Annotated in this window: 10 protein-coding genes; all 10 read left to right on the top strand. The window is 43.8% G+C overall.

Annotation, left to right across the window (positions count from 1 at the left end; all coding sequences use genetic code 11):
- Window positions 1–61 precede the first annotated feature (61 nt).
- The 10 genes from ABHC48_RS08260 to ABHC48_RS08215 all read left to right on the top strand — a co-directional run bounded on the left by ABHC48_RS08260 (window position 62) and on the right by ABHC48_RS08215 (window position 14,681).
- A complete protein-coding gene (locus tag ABHC48_RS08260; RefSeq protein WP_173773003.1) occupies window positions 62–727 on the top strand; it encodes an aspartate/glutamate racemase family protein in 666 nt (221 codons plus the stop codon).
- A 110-nt stretch (window positions 728–837) separates the two neighbouring features.
- Window positions 838–2,799, top strand: a complete 1,962-nt coding sequence (locus ABHC48_RS08255) for a beta-L-arabinofuranosidase domain-containing protein (protein WP_195700173.1) — start codon at window positions 838–840, stop codon at window positions 2,797–2,799.
- A 310-nt stretch (window positions 2,800–3,109) separates the two neighbouring features.
- Complete coding sequence (locus tag ABHC48_RS08250; protein ID WP_118577674.1) at window positions 3,110–4,585, top strand: four-carbon acid sugar kinase family protein; 1,476 nt, start codon at window positions 3,110–3,112, stop codon at window positions 4,583–4,585.
- Between the two features lie 172 nt (window positions 4,586–4,757).
- Entirely contained in the window at window positions 4,758–5,558 is an 801-nt protein-coding gene (locus ABHC48_RS08245) for a 3-keto-5-aminohexanoate cleavage protein (protein WP_195700174.1), read from the top strand.
- Between the two features lie 160 nt (window positions 5,559–5,718).
- Window positions 5,719–8,364 carry an alpha-L-rhamnosidase gene (locus ABHC48_RS08240; RefSeq protein ID WP_243284581.1) on the top strand — a complete coding sequence of 882 codons (2,646 nt, stop codon included), beginning with the start codon at window positions 5,719–5,721 and terminating at the stop codon, window positions 8,362–8,364.
- A gap of 33 nt (window positions 8,365–8,397) precedes the next feature.
- Window positions 8,398–10,131: a histidine kinase gene (locus ABHC48_RS08235; RefSeq protein WP_195700176.1), complete on the top strand. Its 1,734-nt coding sequence runs from the start codon at window positions 8,398–8,400 to the stop codon at window positions 10,129–10,131.
- A gap of 34 nt (window positions 10,132–10,165) precedes the next feature.
- Entirely contained in the window at window positions 10,166–11,236 is a 1,071-nt protein-coding gene (locus tag ABHC48_RS08230; RefSeq protein WP_118577670.1) for a response regulator, read from the top strand.
- A gap of 297 nt (window positions 11,237–11,533) precedes the next feature.
- Entirely contained in the window at window positions 11,534–12,838 is a 1,305-nt protein-coding gene (locus ABHC48_RS08225; protein WP_118577669.1) for an extracellular solute-binding protein, read from the top strand.
- 122 nt (window positions 12,839–12,960) lie between these two features.
- Window positions 12,961–13,839, top strand: a complete 879-nt coding sequence (locus ABHC48_RS08220) for a sugar ABC transporter permease (protein ID WP_118577668.1) — start codon at window positions 12,961–12,963, stop codon at window positions 13,837–13,839.
- A gap of 14 nt (window positions 13,840–13,853) precedes the next feature.
- A complete protein-coding gene (locus ABHC48_RS08215) occupies window positions 13,854–14,681 on the top strand; it encodes a carbohydrate ABC transporter permease (protein ID WP_118577667.1) in 828 nt (275 codons plus the stop codon).
- The last annotated feature ends 2 nt before the right edge of the window (window positions 14,682–14,683 follow it).

Below are 14,683 nucleotides of genomic sequence, written 5' to 3'. Positions count from 1 at the left end.
GTGAAAACGCAGAGCGTATTTGAAAAGGCTCTATATTGGTTAAGAGAAGGAGAACAAGGAAATGAAATTAGGAATTGTTTATACAAGTACCACACCAGAGCTGATCGAGTGTGTAAATGAAGAAATCAGAAAAAATCTTGGCGATGCACCGGAGATCCTGAATTATCAGGATCCGTCTATTCTGGCAGAAGTAAGAGAGCATGGATATGTAACAGCAGGCGCAGCAGCCCGTCTTGTAGGAATGTATATGCAGGCTGTTTCTGACGGCGCAGATGCGGTTTTGAACTGCTGCTCTTCTGTTGGCGAGGTTGCAGATTCGGCTCAGGATATTGGCCGTTATACAGGTATTCCGATTGTCCGTATTGATGAGGAGATGTGCCGCGAGGCAGCCCGCCTTGGCAAGAGAGTGGGCGTTCTGGCTACATTGCCTACCACCCTGGAACCAACTAAGAATACAGTTTCCCGTGTGGCAAGAGAGATGAATCGCCATGTAGAACTGGTGGATGGCCTGGTAGATGCTTTTGGTGCAGACCAAGATAAGTTTAAGGCACTTCTTTGCGGAAAAGCTGCTGAGATCGCAGACCAGGTAGACGTAATTCTTCTGGCACAGGGCTCTATGGCTTATGCAGAGGACGCAATCCACGAGAAAATCGGCAAACCGGTACTTTCCAGCCCGCGCTTTGGAGCGCAGGCACTTGCTGCAGCATTGAAAGCGAAAGGCTTATAAAGAATACTATATGGAATATTGCGGAACAGCTGACTTTCCTATATGGTGATGTCGCTGATGGGCGACATGTCCGTTAAAACAGAATATGAAATTACAGAAGGAGAATAATCATGCTGACAGATACAACCGGATCCCCATACGCGAAGGTCCATGCCCTGGATGGAATGAAAGTAAAATGGACAGGCGGTCTTTGGAAGGAACGCTTTGACACCTGTGCCAATAGCACGGTGCCTCAGCTAAAACATATGTTTGACAGTAAAGATATCAGTCATGTAGTAGAGAATTTTAAGATCTGTGCTGGCGATGCAGAGGGAGATTTTGATGGAACCGTTTTTGGAGACGGAGATTTCTATAAATGGATGGAGTCTGCCATCTATACTGCTTACCAGACAGACAATCAGCTGCTGAAGGAAGAAATTGAGAATTATATAGACCTGATCGGCAGAGCACAGCAGCCTGACGGTTATCTTTCCACAAAGCAGATTATCGGTGAGAGAACCGGGAACGGAGTCTCAAGAATGGGCGATATCAATGATTTTGAGGTTTATAACTTCGGTCATATGTTTACAGCAGCGTGTGTGCACAAGAGAATTACCGGAAAGAATAATTTCCTTACAATAGCGGCAAAAACCGCAGATTATCTGGAGCATCTTTACGAAGAAGCAGAGCGCACCGGAGAAGTTCAGACTGCCGTCTGCCCGTCTCATTATATGGGACTTGTGGAAATGTACCGTACTACTGGTGATAAACGATATCTGAAGCTGGCGAAGCAGGCAATCGCTCTTCGCGACAGTGTAAAAAATGGTATGGATGATAACCAGGATAAGATTCCGCTGAAGCAGCACGAAAAGATTCTGGGACATGCTGTACGTGCAAACTATCTCTATGCAGGTGTGGCTGACCTTTGCCTGGAAGAGGAAGATCCGGATTATATGGAGGTTCTCCACAAGGTATGGAGAAGTCTTGTGGATAAAAAGCTTTATATCACAGGCGGATGTGGAGCGTTATATAATGGTGCTTCTCCATATGGTTACTTTTTTGACCATCAGCTTGTGCATCAGGCTTATGGTTATGAATATCAGCTTCCGAATATCACGGCATATAATGAGACCTGTGCATCTTTGGGCGGTGTTTTTTGGGCGTACCGCATGTTCCAGCTGGAGCCAAAGGCAGAGTACTTTGATATTCTGGAACGAATGATGTTAAATACCAACCTGGCTGCACTGAGTCTGGATGGTAAGAGATTCTTCTATGAAAATATGTTAAGACGTGCCAAAGAGCTTGATTATAAGCTGATCTGGCCTCTTACCAGAAGCGAATATATTCTCAGCTACTGCTGTCCGCCAAACCTGGCAAGAACCATTGCACAGTCCAGTGAATATGCATATCTGACATCGGATAACAGTGTATGGACTGGTATGTACGGTGCAAGTGAGGCGCAGGTGAAGCTGGAAAATGGTGGAGAATTTACACTTGTGCAGTCTACGGATTATCCATTTGACGGAACAATCCGCTTTACAGCAAAAGATGTGAAAATAAATGCCCCGGTCCATTTAAGACTTCGTGTTCCGGGATGGTCAGCGGGCGGTTCCATTAAGGGCGCTGGTGCAGACCGTGAACTGACGAAAGAGGATGCTGGAACTTACCTTGATATTCTGGTGGAAGATCCTCAGAATATGGATGTGCAGCTGAGTCTGGATATGAAGGTTCGCTATACTGTTGCAAACAATATGGTGGAAGAAACTGTGGGACAGGCTGCAATTGAGCGGGGACCATTGGTATACTGCTGTGAGAGTGTAGATACCCATGCAGCAGATCTGGATGATGTTTACCTGGATCTGAACGCAGAATTTACTCCTGTGGAGTTTGAAATCCAGGGAAGAAGAATGATGGCTCTTGAAACTGAGGAATATGCCATTGACCGTTCTGAATTTGACAGAAATGCGCTTTATCAGCCGTTGAAATATCATGGCATGAGCAGAAAGCATGTACGTCTGATTCCGTATTATGCATGGGATAACCGTGATTATGGAGAAATGAGGATCTGGTTCCCTGTCGCATATACCGTATAACAAATTGAGTGTTACTGTTCACTGGTAACATTCCGCGAGGTGTTTTTTGTGAACAAAGTTCACAGAAAACCCGAGAGTTAAGTTTGCGCAGCAAACGCTACTTCTTGTGCTTGTCACAAGAAGGTTCGTCCTTCTGTGCATCGCGAAGCGTGTTACTGTGAACGGAGTGAACAGTAACAATTGAGTTATTACAACCTGGGATATGAATATAAAAAATCCTGCCGTGCAGAATCCGATGGCGGTGGAATAGCAAATGTCACTCAATTTCTTATTATACTTTGAACGAACAGAATGGAGAGCTATAGAAATTATGGAATGTAAAGTAATTCCTTTCCATACCGTCGAGGAGAGAAGCAAAACAGATGCTGACAAAGCAGAAGCCCTTCTTTCCCAGGCAATGGAAGGTTTTCATAAAAAACTGGTAGTGCTGGATGATGATCCTACTGGTGTGCAGACGGTTCATGATGTGTCTGTTTATACGGACTGGGAGGAAGAATCCATCCGCAAGGGCTTTGAGGAAAAAGAATCCATGTTTTTTATCCTCACCAATTCCCGCAGCTTTTCTGTGGAAGAGACCACAAAGGTACACCAGGATATTGCCGCACGTGTGGCAAAGGTGGCAGGGGAACTGGGACAGGATTTCATGATCATTTCCCGTGGAGATTCCACTTTAAGAGGTCATTATCCGTTGGAAACACAGCTTCTGGCGGAAGGCCTGGCTGACGGGAATACAGCCGGACCAGAGAAGACGGCAGCAGACAATGGAGCTTCTGCAGGGAGCACAGCTGTTGACGGTGAGATCATCTGCCCGTTTTTTCCCGAAGGTGGCCGCTACACAATGGACAATATCCATTATGTAAAAGAGCAGGACAACCTGGTTCCAGCCGGTATGACGGAATTTGCCAGGGACAAAACCTTCGGCTACAAATCCTCGGATCTTACGGAATACGTAGAGGAAAAAACAGAAGGAAAGTACCATAAAGAGGACTGTATCACCATTTCTCTGGACGAACTGAATGCTCTGGATGTGCAGGGAATCAAGGAGAAGCTGATGTCCGCACAGAATATGGCGAAAATTATCGTCAATGCAGTATCTTATGCAGATTTGAAAGTTTTCTGCGCAGCACTGGTGCTTGCAATGAAAGAAGGAAAGCATTACATGGCAAGAACAGCAGCAGCTTTCACCAAAGTAATGGGAAGGATTTCTGACCAGCCTCTTCTTGGAAGAGAGCAGTTGGAGGGTGACACGAAGAACGGAGGAATCGTTCTGATCGGTTCCCATGTAAAGAAGACCACAGACCAGCTGAACTGTCTGAAAGAACTGGACGGACAGGCTGATTTTATGGAATTTCAGGTAAATACCGTATTCGAAGAAAATGGTCTGGAGAAAGAGGTAGAGAGAACGGTGAAGGCAGCAGAGGAGAAAATCCTGTCTGGACGAACCGTTGTAATTTATACAAGCAGACAGCTTCTTGCGCCGGAGAATATGACTCCGGAGGAGAAACTGCAGATTTCTGTAAAGATTTCCAACGCAGTGACCAGTATTATCGGAAAGCTTTCTGTGAAGCCGAAATTTATCATTGCAAAAGGCGGAATCACTTCATCTGACGTAGGAACGAAAGCACTTCGGGTAAAGAAAGCCCGTGTTATGGGACAGGTGAAGAAGGGAATCCCGGTATGGATGACCGGTGAAGAAAGCAAATTCCCTGGAATGCCATACATTATTTTCCCGGGAAATGTGGGTGAAGTAAGTACGTTGAAGGAAATTGTAGAGGAATTGATCTGAAAAATAGCATGATTGCAGGTCTTCGTTTACGCGAGTGGCAAATTTCAATTACGTAAGAGTTTTAATGACATAACAAGTAAATTTTTAGTCTGTTTTGAACAGCTTACGGAGACTCTGTATGTTAGGAAGATGTCTATTAGAAAGAGGTTCGCTTAAATAGGAGGTTTACATAATGAGAAAAGTAATTATATCCCTGGCACCTGTACAGGCAGGAACCAGTGTGGATGCAGTAAAGCTTGCAGAGGATGTAGAGAAAAGCGTAAAACTTGGTGCTGCTATGTGTCACCTTCACTGCCGTAAACCAGACGGAAGCCTTACACCTGACATTTCTTATATGTCTGAGTGTTTTGATGAGATTCTGAAACGGACAGATGTGGTAGTTCAGGCGTCTACAGGCGGTGTTTCGGATATGAATATCCAGGAACGCTGCAATCCGCTTGATTATCCCAAGGTAGAGAGCGCATCTCTCAATGGCGGAAGTACAAACCTTGGCGAAGCAGTCTATGTTAATTCTTTTGATGATATCCGCTACTGCGCAGACGCTGTTTATAAGAGAGGAATCCTTCCGGAAACAGAAGTTTTTGATATTGGAATGTTACATAACATGGCAGTGGTAAAATCTGAGCAGCCATTTGCAGATCCAATGCTGTTTAATCTGGTATTTGGTCACAAAGGCGGCATGCAGCCTACTCCAGAGATGCTGGCAGCTTTCCGTTCCTTTGTTCCATCTGATGCACTTTGGGGCGTTACCCACTTTGGACGTGATAACTGGACATTCCTGGCCGCTGCAATTGCTATGGGAGCAACGGTAGTACGAGTTGGTTTTGAAGACAGCCACTATCTGGCAGAAGGTGTAGAGGCCGAGTACAACTGGCAGGTGGTTGAGAAACTGGTAAATCTGATCCGCGCTATGGGTCTGGAGCCAGCGACTCCGGATGAGGCAAGACAGATGTTGAATCTGAGAAAACGCTAAAATACAATTTAAAAATATAAAGTGTTGGATCGTAATTATTCAGTAGATGTTATTCTGCGAAGTGTGTGACCATGAAGGTACTGAACAGTTACGATATACCAAAGAAATATATGTCAGAAAGGATGGGTTAAAACAAATGTTGGCAATCAAGAAAATATATATGGATTATGAAACAGCCCCGGTTGGTGTTTCCCATATGCCCCAGTTTGCCTGGGAGCTTGTAAGCGATAAGAAAAATGTAAAACAGAAATCCTACGAACTTCAGATTGCAAAAGACGCTGATTTTACAGATCTGATCTATAACAGTGGAAAAACAGAGTCTGAGGAATCTGCACATGTTTATGCAGAAGGTGCTTCTCTGGAGAGCGGCAAGCGCTATTTTGTCCGTGCAAAAGCCAGTGATGGTCAGGAAGAAACGGACTGGAGCGAAACCGCATCCTTTGTAACTGCCCTTGCAGGAAAAAATGGTGAGTGGGAGGAAGGCGCACCAGCATGGAAAGCTCCTTTTGTATCCGCCGAAACTGACGATTCCTATAAGAACGTTTCCAAAGGAACCTATGTAAGAGGAACCTTTGAAATCAAAAAAGATATAAAAGAAGCCTATGCCTTTACCACAGCCCTTGGCCTGTATCAGTTTTATCTGAATGGCAAAAAAGTTGGTGAGGACGAGATGACACCGGGCTGGACATCCTATAGAAGACATCTCCTCTATCAGACCTATGATGTAACGGAATATCTGCAGAAGGGCATTAACGGTGCCGGAGCAATGCTGGCTCCAGGCTGGTACAAAGGCGTTATGGGCCTGACAAAAGCCCGCAACAACTATGGCGACCAGACTGCTTTCACCATGGAACTTCTGATTCGCTACACCGATGGAACAACAGAATCTGTTTATACGGATCCATCCTGGAAAGGCTGCGATTCACCGGTGGTATTTGCAGAAATCTATGATGGTGAGACTTATGATGCAGCCCTTGAGATTCCGGACTGGTCAAAGGCAGAAACCACAAAAGGCGACTGGAAGCCGGTTCAGCTTGTATTCTTTGATACACAGGTTATGCGCGCGCAGTACGCTGCAAAGGTTCGTGTAATGGATCGTATTCCTGCAAAACGTATTTTCAAAACACCGGCAGGAGATACGGTTATTGATTTTGCCCAGAATATGGCAGGACGAATTGAAGTAACTGCAGCAGGAAAACCGGGCGATGTGATCGAGCTTCACTGCTTCGAGGTTCTGGATAAAGATGGAAATGTATATCTGGACAATCTTCGTGCAGCCAAGGCAACGATGAAATATACTTTTGCAAGGGAAGAGACAGTTACCTGGCATCCGACCTTTACGTACATGGGATTTCAGTATGCGCTGATTGTTTCCTATCCAGGTGAGCCGAAAGCTGAGAATTTCACAGCCTGCACCCTTCACTCCAACATGGCTTCAAACGGAAGTCTGGAGTGTTCGAATCCGCTGCTGAACCAGCTGCATCACAATTTCCTGTGGGGACTGAAGAGTAATTTCCTTGATGTACCTACAGACTGCCCGCAGCGTGATGAGCGCCTGGGCTGGACTGGTGATGCGCAGATTTTCTGCCGTACAGCCACTTATCTGATGAATACCTATACGTTCTATAAGAAATGGCTCCATGATCTGGAGGTTGATCAGACACCAGAGGGCGGTGTACCACATGTTGTTCCGAATATTGAGGAAGGCCGTACAGATGGAAACTGGCTTCTCCGCCAGGGACCTCACTCTGCAGCAGCCTGGGCTGATGCGGCCATCATCAATCCATGGACCATGTATCTGATGTATGGGGATAAAGATATTCTGAAAAAACAGTACAACAGCATGAAGGGATGGATTGACTTCATGCGTGCCCATGCTGTTGATTATATCTGGAACTATAAGCTGCAGTTTGGCGATTGGGTAGCTCTTGATGCAGAAGAAGGCAGCTACTTTGGAGCCACACCAAATGATCTGACCTGTACTGCCTATTATGCATACTCTACCGGACTTTTTGTCCAGATGGCGAAAGCCCTTGGAAAAGAGGATGTGGCAGCAGAGTATGAGGAGCTTTATCATAAGATCGTAAAGAAATTCCAGGAGACCTTCTTCGACGCAGAAGGAAATATGACAGCACAGACACAGACCGCACATATTGTGGCACTGTATTTCCAGCTGACTCCTGAGAAATATATCACAAAAACGGTAGAAGGTCTGAAACGCCTTCTGGACAAAGAAAACGGTCATCTGGTTACCGGATTTGTGGGAACTCCGTATTTCTGCCATGCACTAAGTCAGAACCACGCTCTGAAGGAAGCCTATGACCTGCTTCTGAAGGAAGACTTCCCATCCTGGCTGTATCAGGTGAAAAAAGGTGCCACTACGATCTGGGAGCACTGGGATGGCATGAAGGATGACGGAAGCATGTGGAGTGCAGATATGAACTCCTTTAACCATTATGCTTATGGGGCTATTGGTGAGTGGATGTACCGTGCAATGGCCGGAATTGAAGCGGATTCGGAACATCCGGGCTTTAAACATGCGATACTCTATCCGCGCATTGGTGGAAATCTGAAGTACACTGCAGGAAAATATCATAGCATTTATGGTGATGTTGGTGTAAAATGGGAAGTCCAGGGAAAACAGATTACTTTAACTGTTCAGATTCCGGTAAATACAACAGCAGAGATCCGTCTGGATAAGGCGAAAGCTGTTCTGGAAAGCGATGGACTGACATTTACCAGGGAAGCAGACTATATGGCTGCCGAAGCGGGAAGCGGTACATACCATATCGCATTTGAACAGTAATCATAACGCAAAATGCGAAAGGGTGATGAGAATATGGAAAAGAAAAAGGAACCTTCAGGAATACAGAAAGCGTGGAGACAGCTGAGTATTCAGAATCAGATTTTTTTATCCATGTTTCTTATCACCCTTTTGGGTGTGGGCGTTTTGATGAATATTGTATACAAAACCTCTATTGATGCGATTGAACAGAATTACAGGGCATCTTATCAGTCTACACTGAAGAATTCCAGCCGCGTTATGGATATGAATCTGAAGAACATTGTAGACGTAGGGCGAAGCTTTCTGAATGATGAAGCTCTTCAGCAGATTTTGGAAAAAGGCAATGAATACGGAGGCAGCAAGTTTACGTCCACAGACCGTGTGAAGCTTCGTGTGATTGCAAATGAAATGGCAAGTCAGCAGGTGTGGGTGAATTATATAGTATTTACGGATCTTTATGGTCATGTGTATCAGCTGAACAATGTGAACCAGGGTACTTATGATTTCTATAATTATTATAGTGATAAGGATATTCTGGAAGAAAGCTGGGTGAAACAGGCAAAGGCTGCGCAGGGAAAGGAAATTTTTTTCCGTGACAGTATTTTAAAAGCAGGAACAAAGAAAGGATTTTCTTATGCGAAATATATGATCAATCCCTCTGATGGACAGGGAATGGGCTATATGGTGGTGGGACTGAGCCAGAAGCTGTTGGGAAAATCCTTTGTTATGGGCAATGAAAGCTTTGATTCCAGTAACTTTATGGTTGTAGATGAGGATGATCAGCTGGTTTATTTTGTGGGAAATGAGGAAAGGGAGAATGCAATTATGCAATCCTATTCTAATCCGGGAGAGAACCATCTGTATCTGTTTTCTTCTGTCACCAATTCTACTACAGGCTGGCATATTGTAAACGTAGTGGAGAAAAATGAGATCAGTGAAGAGAGCAAAAATATCCGTCTGACCTCGTTTCTGGTAGCCGGCTGTGTTCTTGTAGTGGGCTTTCTCATGGCACGAATCATTTCCAGAACCATCAGCCATCCTCTGAAGCAGCTGGAAAATACCATTGCACAGGTTGGGGAAGGAGAGCGTCACATTACAGAAGAGTTTGACTACAGTGAAGTTGGCCGGATCGGACGGAAATTCAAGGAAATGGTCAATACGAACCTGGAGCTTTCCGAGCATCTTATGGCGGTGAAGCTGAATGAACGGGAAGCAGAGCTACTTTTGCTTCAGTCCCAGATCAATCCCCATTTTCTTTATAATACACTGGATTCCCTGTACTTTGTTGCAATCATGCATGGGGATGACCAGATGGCAGAAATGGTAGAAGCACTTTCTGATAACTTTAAGCTGGCGCTGAATAATGGAAGCAAATATATTAAAGTTGCGGATTCTGTGAAATGGATGCAGGGCTATATGAAGCTTCAGAATATGCGCTACAATAATCGTTTTGAACTGTTCGTGGATATCAGAAGGGAAATTCTTCAGCGTGAAACGATTACCTTTATTTTTCAGCCATTTATTGAAAATGCCATGTATCACGGTCTGGAGCCGAAGATTGGAAAAGGAAAGATTTCCCTTCGCGGCTGGCAGGAGCAGAATAATATGATTTTCACTATTGAAGATGATGGTGTGGGAATTGACGATATGTCCAGACTGGAGAACGGTTATGGAGTGCGCAATGTAATAGAGCGTATAAAGTTGAATTACGGGGAAAAATACGGCGTAACATTTGAAAGCAGTCCAGGCAATGGAACGAAGGTAACGATTGTGGTTCCGGTAAGATAAGGGATAGGGAAATGCAGATACAAGGAGGATTTTCATGTATCGCTTAGTGGTAATTGATGATGAATATATAGTTGTGCAGGGAATTAAGGCTTTAATTTCCCGCCTGAAGCTGGATTATGAGGTAGTAGGGGCTGCTTATGACGGAATCCAGGGACTGGAAGTGATCCGAAGTGAGAAACCGGATGTAGTAATTACGGATATCCGAATTCCGGGGCTGGATGGTCTGTCTGTGATCGAGGCGGCGAAGGAAGAATGTCCGGATACATATTTTATTGTGATCAGTGGCTATTCTGAATTTGTGTATGCGCAGAGGGCGCTTACTCTTGGCGTAAAAGATTATATTGATAAGCCGGTTACAGCAGACAAACTGAAAAAAGCCCTTACCAGAATTGAAGATGAATGGGCGAAGACTCGTCATGAGGATAATCGTAAGGCACAGGCTAATCGCGAGAAATTTCAGGAATTGGAAAGAACTTTTGAGAGAAGTGTAAAATGTATTACAGACTGTGATGCTGCAGCATTTCGGGAAGAATGCCGGCAGGCAATCAGATGCCTGCAGGAACTTTACCCGGAGTTGCAGGATTTTCGCAGGGAATTTTACAAGCATCTCTGTGTGCTCAGCGATGTACTGATCGAAAGTCAGAAGCAGGTGGAACGAGGGTCCCTTGTCTCTTTTCAGGAGATGGCAAAATGTCAGAGCATAGAAGCAGTACAGGCCTATGGGGAAAGCGTTCTGTCTGATATCAGCAAGCATCTGACCGCAGACCAGACCGGAAGCAAACACAGAGTTATCCTGGAGCTTCTTACTTATCTGGATGAGCATTATGATCAGGATATCGGACTTAGTGAGCTTGCAGACAGAGCCGGAATGAGCACGGCTTACTTAAGTGTTCTTTTTAAAACAGAGGTTGGCACATCTTATGTGAAATATCTGACGGACCTTCGCATAAAAAAGGCGAAGAAGCTGTTGCAGGATGGATATAAGGTTAATGAAGTCAGTGAAATGGTGGGATATAATAATTACAGATATTTCTGTGATATTTTTAAAAAACACGAGGGCATGACTCCCAATGAGTATAAGGGAAACGTGTGGAAAGCAGAATGATAAAAACAGGATTTGCAAAAATGTACATATTCAAATTGCTGAATATGTGCATTTTATATATTTAGCACAATTGAACGCCTGGACAAGCGTAATTTTTTATAAAAAACAGTCTAAAAAAACTGTACATTACCAAAAAAATTAGGCACTGGTAAAAAAACAGAACAATGGTATTATATAACCATAAGATATTTCCCGGGGATACAAAGAAACAAATTAAACATGACCGAAAAGTAAATGGCTATCAAGAGTAAATTATAACAAAGTTCAATAATTTTGAAAATTCTGGAGGAATTTATAATGAAAAAGAGAGCATTAGCTATTTTAATGGCAGCATTAACAGCAAGTACCATGTTTGCAGTTCCTACATTTGCAGCAGATTACTCAGGAGAGGATCCGCAGCTTGAGAAAAACATCAAAATCCTTACCATCTGGGCAGAAGATAATGACAATGGTATGCTGTTAAACAAAATCTGCGAAGATTACCAGAAAAATGTAAATCCGAATTTTACATGGGAATATGAGATGGTTGCTTCTGACAACCTTCAGCAGAAAATTGCTACACTTGCAGCATCCAATGATCTTCCGGATCTGTTCGCTTACGAAGCAGGTGCTCCGCTCAGCGTTCTCATCGATTCCGGAAAGGTTAAAAATATTACAGAAGCTGTTGACGAGATCGGAACAGCAGATTATTTAAACAGCGGTGCTGTTGAGCTTCTGAAAGGATTATCCGGAACAGATGATCTTTATGATCTTCCTCTTGGACTGAACGTAGAAGGCTTCTGGTACAACAAAGCCCTGTTCGAGCAGGCAGGATGCGAAGTTCCTACTACATGGGATGAGTTTGAAGAGGTTCTTCAGAAACTTTCCGATGCAGGTATCCAGCCTCTTACAACCGGCGGATCTGACAAATGGGGTGCAACCCGTCTGATCAATGCATACGCAGTAAGAACCGCAGGAAACGACATTATGACAAAAGCAGCTGACGGCGAAGTTCCTTATACAGATGAGAAACTTGTTGCAGCAGCTGATAAGATTGCAGAGTGGGCAGAGAAAGGATACTTCGGAGAAGGTATCACAACAGTTGATATGAACACAGCTGGTTCCATGCTGATGAGTGGAAAAGCAGCCATCTTCTACAATGGTTCCTGGTTTACACAGAACCTGACTGATGATTCCCAGAACCCGGCAGGCGAGGACGGAATCGGATTCTTCAACATTCCGGTTGCAGATGAGTCCATCAGCTCCGCTACTTCTTACTCTATGAACTGTGGTAACATTCTTGCACTTGACAATGACAAATATGATGAGGCTACTGGCTGGTTCCTGAAATACTTCATGGAGAACATCGGAAACGTAGCTATGGAAGATCAGGGAACTGTTAAAGGTTACACATATGATGTTGCAGCAGATGATATGGATAACTACACCAAGCTTGTTCTTGACGAGATTGACAAATCCACAGAAGGATTTGCATGGTGGGAAGCAAAAATGCCTAGCGAAATCTCCAAGACAGCTCAGGAAAATGTACAGCCTCTGTTAAACGGCGAAATGACTGGCGAAGAATATATGCAGTCCATTCAGGATGTATATGACATGCAGTAAGTAACAGCTTTGGCAATATAAGCTTTGAACTTCAAATGGGAGTGTTTGCCAGCAGACACTCCCGTTTTTGTTGAAAAAATTCGAAATTTTAATGGTTTTTGACACAGAAAGGAAGGAATTTTATGAACAAGGTATTAGGTAATAAGAAAGCGATATCCCTTTTCGTAGTTCCGGCACTGATTATTTACACCATTATTGTAATGGTACCGGTTATCTGGTCGTTGTATTATTCATTCTTCAGCGGCAGCCCGGGACTTCAGTGGGAATTTGCCGGATTTGACAATTATGCAAGACTTTTCAGAGACAAGAACTTCTTAAATGCATTAACAGTAAACTGTAAATATGTATTAGTAGTAACCGTTGGCCAGGTTGGAATGGGACTTTTACTTTCCCTGATGTTTAAATTCTGGCTGAGAAGATGCAAAACCATCGTAAGAACTCTGGTTTTCTTCCCGGTAGTACTTCCTACTGTTGCAGTAGGTCAGCTGTTTGCAAAGATCTATGAGATTCAGCCAAATTATGGTCTGTTAAACTCATTGCTTGACTCTCTTGGTTTTACGAACCTTGTTCAGCCATGGATCGGCCAGTCCAGCACAGCTCTCTGGGCATTGTGCGTAATGGATATCTGGGTAGCCATGGGATTCTATTCCGTAATTTTCTATGGAGCACTCCTTGATATCTCTGATGATATCCTGGAAGCAGCCAGAATCGACGGCTGCGGTGGATGGCAGTTATTTAAAAACATTCTTCTTCCGCTTCTTCGTCCGATGGTAATTACCAGCCTCGTATTCAGCTTCTCCGGAACTGTAAAAATGTTCGAGTCTGCTATGGCTCTTACAAAGGGCGGACCTGGAAGTGCAACAAAATCACTGTCCATGTATATGTATGACGTTGCATTTACTTATAATAAGGTTGGTTACGCCAGCGTTATCGCAATCGTGATCTTCCTGATCTGTGTAGTTGGATCTCTTGTTATCAACAGATTTGATGTGAAAGACTGAAAGGAGGAAATATTATGAAAAAAGTAAAAGCAGCTTTTCGAGGAATTGTAATTTTCCTTCTTTGCGTAATTGAGATCTATCCGTTATTCTGGATGCTTACTGCATCCTTCAAGAAACAGGCTGAGTGGAGTGAGAAGCCAGCTTATGCGTTAAATGATGGCTTTTATTTCCAGAACTATTCTGATGCATGGACAAGGGGACATATGTCCACCTTCTTTAAGAACAGTTTGATCACTACATTAGTAGCACTTGTATTTATTGTATTTTTCTCAGTAACTGTAGGATTTGCTGTAACAAAGATGAAATGGAAATTCAGAAATGCAGTTGCACAGTATTTCCGTTTCGGTATCATGATTCCGGTAGCAATTGCTTTGATCCCGCTGTTCCAGATTTACAGCAGATCAAACCTGTTAAATACCAGAACATGTCTGATCATTACGTACATAGCATTTGGTCTGTCGCTGTCCATTTATCTGGTTCAGGGATATCTTCGTTCCTTCCCGGATGATATTATGGAGGCAGCCGTTATTGATGGCTGTGGTATTTACAGACTGATGTGGCATATTGTAACACCACTTATGAAGAACTCTATTGTAACCGTACTGGTTCTTCAGTTCTTCTTTAAATGGAACGACCTTCTGTTTTCCATGACATTCATTAGTGATTCTGCGCTGAAGACTGTTCAGACAGGACTTCTGTACTTCTCTGATGAGTTTGGATCCAAGAACTGGGGTGCAATTTTCGCTTCTGTATCCATGAGTGTATTCCCGCTTCTGATTCTGTACATGGCACTGAATAAGAAACTGATGGAAGGTATGACAGCCGGAGCTGTAAAGGGTTGATT

Source organism: Ruminococcus sp. 1001136sp1 (assembly GCF_039841815.1).
Classification (GTDB): domain Bacteria; phylum Bacillota; class Clostridia; order Lachnospirales; family Lachnospiraceae; genus Blautia_A; species Blautia_A faecis.
This window is presented reverse-complemented; position numbering and strand designations above follow the sequence as displayed.

Excerpts from the sequence above, each read along its gene's own strand:
- ABHC48_RS08225 (WP_118577669.1), top strand. The coding sequence starts at position 11,534 with ATGAAAAAGAGAGCATTAGCTATTTTAATGGCAGCATTAACAGCAAGT.
- ABHC48_RS08240 (WP_243284581.1), top strand. The coding sequence starts at position 5,719 with ATGGATTATGAAACAGCCCCGGTTGGTGTTTCCCATATGCCCCAGTTT.
- ABHC48_RS08235 (WP_195700176.1), top strand. The coding sequence starts at position 8,398 with ATGGAAAAGAAAAAGGAACCTTCAGGAATACAGAAAGCGTGGAGACAG.
- ABHC48_RS08260 (WP_173773003.1), top strand. The coding sequence starts at position 62 with ATGAAATTAGGAATTGTTTATACAAGTACCACACCAGAGCTGATCGAG.
- ABHC48_RS08215 (WP_118577667.1), top strand. The coding sequence starts at position 13,854 with ATGAAAAAAGTAAAAGCAGCTTTTCGAGGAATTGTAATTTTCCTTCTT.
- ABHC48_RS08250 (WP_118577674.1), top strand. The coding sequence starts at position 3,110 with ATGGAATGTAAAGTAATTCCTTTCCATACCGTCGAGGAGAGAAGCAAA.
- ABHC48_RS08230 (WP_118577670.1), top strand. The coding sequence starts at position 10,166 with ATGTATCGCTTAGTGGTAATTGATGATGAATATATAGTTGTGCAGGGA.
- ABHC48_RS08255 (WP_195700173.1), top strand. The coding sequence starts at position 838 with ATGCTGACAGATACAACCGGATCCCCATACGCGAAGGTCCATGCCCTG.
- ABHC48_RS08245 (WP_195700174.1), top strand. The coding sequence starts at position 4,758 with ATGAGAAAAGTAATTATATCCCTGGCACCTGTACAGGCAGGAACCAGT.
- ABHC48_RS08220 (WP_118577668.1), top strand. The coding sequence starts at position 12,961 with ATGAACAAGGTATTAGGTAATAAGAAAGCGATATCCCTTTTCGTAGTT.